Below are 4,264 nucleotides of genomic sequence, written 5' to 3'. Positions count from 1 at the left end.
TTTTAGAGGGGAAAATCCCTAGAACCCCACAATGGAACGATTGTGCTCGACTCATTTCAAATTGCATTATTTATTATAATTCCGCGTTACTATCGGCATTTTTACAAATCCAAGAGAGGAACGGTAGGCAAGATGTGGTTGATGTTATTTCTCGGCTTTCACCTGTTGCTTGGCAACACATTAATCTAAATGGGGAATATGCCTTTAATAAAGACCGCAAAGAAATCGACTTAGCTGGTTTACTTAGTGATGTAGAATCAATAAGTTAAAGAATGCCATCTGTTTGTATTTCTAATTCAAAAGGTACTGCGCATCAAAGTGCCATTAAAAATTGGAGGTGTTGATATTCTATATGCTTGATATATACAAGCTAACATTGATAGAAAACAGATAAGCTAACAAGTTTTTAGTCGAGCCATGAACTGTTCTATAATTGTTCTAATTGCAAAACTCTTCAATTTGGTTTGTTACTAGATTTAAAAATACTTTTCTATGCTCGATTTTAGTAAGTAGCAGCTTTTGGATGTCTTCAGGAACTTTTCTTTCTCCTGCATCTATTGCCATTAGTAATGGCTTGATATCAACTACAAGAAGACCTGCCGCCCTTGCTGCTCGAATGAACTTTAATCTCTTTAATGCACATAAGCCGTAAAGTGAATGGCCTGACTTAGTTTTTTCTTCGCAGTGTACTAAGTTCTCAAGAACATAATTTCTTACCGTATGGACAGATGTTTGTGCAGCTAGTGCCAGTTGAGAAATACTCAAAGGAAAATCCAACGCATCATCATCACTACTAATGAACTTATTGATGTCAGGTATCTCTGTCAAAAAACTGACTTCACCAACAGGAATGTTTTCAACCTTAGATTTAATCATGATTTAGCATGCTTCCAATTTGTGTTGTTAATGGAATGCCTTAAGATATCTTGATTACATTCAATCAATTGGCACTCCATTAACATTTCTGTAAGTACATTACCGTTAAATGATTACCCTGCGCAGCAAGATAGCTCTTTAACGTCTTTGCTAAAGGTTTGAGCGCATAACTTCAATCCTTCAACCATCGTCAAATACGGAAATAGTTGACCTGCCAATTCTTCGACTGTCATTTTATTATGAATAGCAAGAGCCGCACTTTGAATCAGTTCTCCGCCTTCATGGGCTAAAATTTGTGCGCCTATCAGTTTTCCCGTGGATTCTTCAGCTACCAACTTGATAAAACCATCCGTTTCAAAATTTGCTAAAGCTCTTGGTACGTTTTCCATATCAAGTACACGACTTATCGTATTTATTCCTACCGCTGAAGCTTGTACTTCGGTTAGACCTACCGTAGCAACTTGTGGGTCGGTGAATATAACAGCAGGCATGGTAGATAAGTCGAGTTGCGCATTTCCACCTGTCATATTAATTCCAGCCCTACTTCCGGCAGCAGCAGCAACATAAACAAATTGTGGCATATTGGAGCAATCTCCAGCGGCATAAATGTTAGCTGTTGATGTTTCCATCATACTATTAACAACAATGGCACCACTTTTATCTGTTTCAACACCAACATTTTCTAAACCAAGCTTTCCAGTATTTGCATGGCGACCCGTAGAGATAAGCAATTTTTCAGCGATTAATGTTCCTTCGTTAGTTTCCAATGAAAAACCATTGCTATCATAAGAAACATGACTTGCTTGCGTATTATTAAGTACCCTAATACCTTCTTTTTCAAAGCACTCTGCCAGTTTTTCACCTAATAACGGATCTTCAGCATATAAAAGGGTATGTCTGGCTAGAATTGTCACACGGCTACCTAAACGGGCATAAGCTTGCGCAATTTCCAGAGCAACAACGGAGGAGCCGATGACAACTAGACTACTCGGTAACTCTTCTGCAAATAAGGCTTCTGTTGATGTCCAATAAGGTGTATCAACTAAACCCTTAATTGGCGGAATGCTTGGTGTAGAGCCTGTTGCAATTAAAATGCGATCTGCAACCAGCTCTTCTTCACTACCATCAGACTTGTGAACTAGCAAGGTATTTTGATTTTTAAAACGTGCATAACCTTTAAGTAAAGATAGCGCGGGATTACTCTCTAAAATACGTTGATATTTAGCATCGCGTAGTTCTTCGACGCGAGCGTTTTGCTGATGTGCTAATAAGGAGCGGCTAAGTTGTGGCTGAATATTTTCTAAACCATCAAACGGGTTAGTACGTTGCTGATGCGCTAATTGCGCAGCACGGATCAATATTTTTGAAGGAACACAGCCGACATTTACACAGCAACCTCCGATTACATCGGCTCCTTCAATGATAGTAACTCTTGCTCCGCCTTCTGCTGCTTTAATCGCACTGGCAAAGGCCCCTGAACCACTACCAATAATGGCTACATGTAATTGTTCTGGCTGGATGTCATTTGACGAGCAACAACTATTCGTTGACATATTTTATTCCTCTAAAAAAGTTAAGCGGTACAAGTTTCATCATCACAGCGTTTATTCGCAGGAGAAACCATGTCCCAAATTGATACAGCAACCATTAGTCCTAGCCCCGTATAAGTAACGTATGAACTCCACCCGTACTGGAACCAAGGGTATAAAGAGAGTAAAACCAAAATGGGGCCAATTGAACCGATAAAACTACGGTACCATTGACGATGGCTAAACCAGCCTAAGATATTCATTGCCAGCGCTAATACTGCAAACAGTGGTAACAACGTATTGATAAATACCCCTTCCCACTGACTAAGAAATCCCATCCCAATTGCCGCACCAAGACTAGCTATCGCGGGAAAACACATGGCGCATCCCATTGCCGAAACAAGTGCACCTATAGAGCCTGCTTTATCTCCGATACGCGTAACTAGTTCTAAGGGGCTAAACATTACTTATTTTCACTTTTTAAATTTGAAGGGTAGCCAGCGTTGGTAGTCGCTGCAATTAATGCATTGATGTTGGTTTTAGTGTCATCAAAAGAAACAACAGCTAGCTTAGGCTTGTAGGTAACTTTCGCATTTTCAACGCCATCAACATTTTCTAATGACTTTTTAACTGTGATTGGACATGTCGCACAGTTCATCGTTGGCACTTCCAGTGTAACTGTTTTTACTTCAGCAAAAGCACCAAAACTAGAAAGTGAAAGCAGTGCGGTTAATAATAATTTTTTCATAATTAGCTCCAAATTTTAAAATGTTATAAATTTCTTGATCTGTATATTAAGCAAACAAAAGTATCCAATAATTACTGGTCACTAAAATTGTCGCAACTATAGCGCTCAGCCAGAAAATGACTTTTCGTTGTTGCTGTTTCTTAGGAATTGCACAGGCCGTTCCCGGCTCACACTCTTCTACAGGACGGTAAATTTTCCAACCTGAGTAGCCAAACAACAACACTACAAATGCGATAAATAATGGCCTATAGGGTTCAAATGCAGTTAAATTACCAATCCATGAGCCACTTACCCCAAGTAATAACAGGAGCAAAGGACCTACACAGCATACGCCTGCGCCTAATGCTGCTATGATGCCTCCTATCATTGGAAGGTTTGATTTTTTTTGATTCATATAGATACCTCATTAAGTGATAATGCAAGTGTATTGCATGTACCTAAGTACGGAGTCAAGGGTGATTTATAAAAAATTTATCTTTGATAATCTGCTACGACAGATACGGGGAATAAGCTAACTTGAATTAAGGCGCAGAAGTAAAATTGGATATGCTGTTTTAGTGGGAAATGGTAGTTAAGTGAATCATTTACTTCGGTTGCAACGAATCAATTATTGGGCAGTGGCTATCGTCATCATTATTTTGGCATTGTCCTAAATGTTCTTCCAAAGCGTGTTCTAACAACAACAAGTCAGCCATCTTTTTTTGTACTGCGATCAGTTTTTTATTAGCTAATTCTTGTACTTTACTACATGGACTATCGTTTAACGCAAGTAACCCTTCAATCTCATTTAGCGTAAAACCTAATTCTTGAGAACGCTTGATAAAATGTATTCTATTTACCGTTTCTTTCGGGTAATGTCTATAGCCCTGCATAGGCTTTGGTGGTTGTTTAATTAAGCCTTTGCGTTCATAAAAGCGAATTGTTTCGACATTTACACTCAGTTCTTTAGCCAACATACTTATGGTTCGTTTAGACACGTTATCAATTACCTTACTGACTTTTTGTTTACTTACTTTATATCTAATTAAAGTGACCATCAATGAATACCAGTTTAAACATCGCTAATTGATTTTGTTTTTTCTGAGGTGGTTTAATTGAGTTGACCAGTCCA

Annotated in this window: 7 protein-coding genes; 1 reads left to right on the top strand and 6 read right to left on the bottom strand. The window is 38.6% G+C overall.

Annotated features, from left to right (window positions below):
- Window positions 1-269, top strand: a 269-nt coding sequence (locus tag ACX5KA_RS00510) for a Tn3 family transposase (protein ID WP_458730198.1), incomplete at its 5' end; no start/stop codon positions are given.
- A 169-nt stretch (window positions 270-438) separates the two neighbouring features.
- On the opposite strand, the gene ACX5KA_RS00505 is transcribed toward ACX5KA_RS00510, so the two are convergent.
- The 6 genes from ACX5KA_RS00505 to merR all read right to left on the bottom strand — a co-directional run bounded on the left by ACX5KA_RS00505 (window position 439) and on the right by merR (window position 4,109).
- Window positions 439-876 (bottom strand): MerR family transcriptional regulator, encoded by a 438-nt coding sequence (locus ACX5KA_RS00505; RefSeq protein WP_008110853.1) that lies wholly within the window; start codon window positions 874-876, stop codon window positions 439-441.
- Between the two features lie 113 nt (window positions 877-989).
- Window positions 990-2,429 (bottom strand): mercury(II) reductase, encoded by a 1,440-nt coding sequence (gene merA / locus ACX5KA_RS00500; protein ID WP_008467329.1) that lies wholly within the window; start codon window positions 2,427-2,429, stop codon window positions 990-992.
- A gap of 20 nt (window positions 2,430-2,449) precedes the next feature.
- Window positions 2,450-2,869 carry an organomercurial transporter MerC gene (gene merC / locus ACX5KA_RS00495; RefSeq protein ID WP_012517596.1) on the bottom strand — a complete coding sequence of 140 codons (420 nt, stop codon included), beginning with the start codon at window positions 2,867-2,869 and terminating at the stop codon, window positions 2,450-2,452.
- A complete protein-coding gene (gene merP, locus ACX5KA_RS00490) occupies window positions 2,869-3,153 on the bottom strand; it encodes a mercury resistance system periplasmic binding protein MerP (RefSeq protein WP_008110847.1) in 285 nt (94 codons plus the stop codon). The genes merC and merP overlap by 1 nt, the downstream gene beginning before the upstream one ends.
- A 46-nt stretch (window positions 3,154-3,199) precedes the next feature.
- Window positions 3,200-3,547 carry a mercuric transporter MerT family protein gene (locus ACX5KA_RS00485; protein WP_012517597.1) on the bottom strand — a complete coding sequence of 116 codons (348 nt, stop codon included), beginning with the start codon at window positions 3,545-3,547 and terminating at the stop codon, window positions 3,200-3,202.
- Between the two features lie 190 nt (window positions 3,548-3,737).
- A complete protein-coding gene (gene merR / locus ACX5KA_RS00480) occupies window positions 3,738-4,109 on the bottom strand; it encodes an Hg(II)-responsive transcriptional regulator (RefSeq protein ID WP_033011277.1) in 372 nt (123 codons plus the stop codon).
- Window positions 4,110-4,264: the final 155 nt, after the last annotated feature.

This window comes from Alteromonas alvinellae, assembly GCF_902705805.1.
This window is presented reverse-complemented; position numbering and strand designations above follow the sequence as displayed.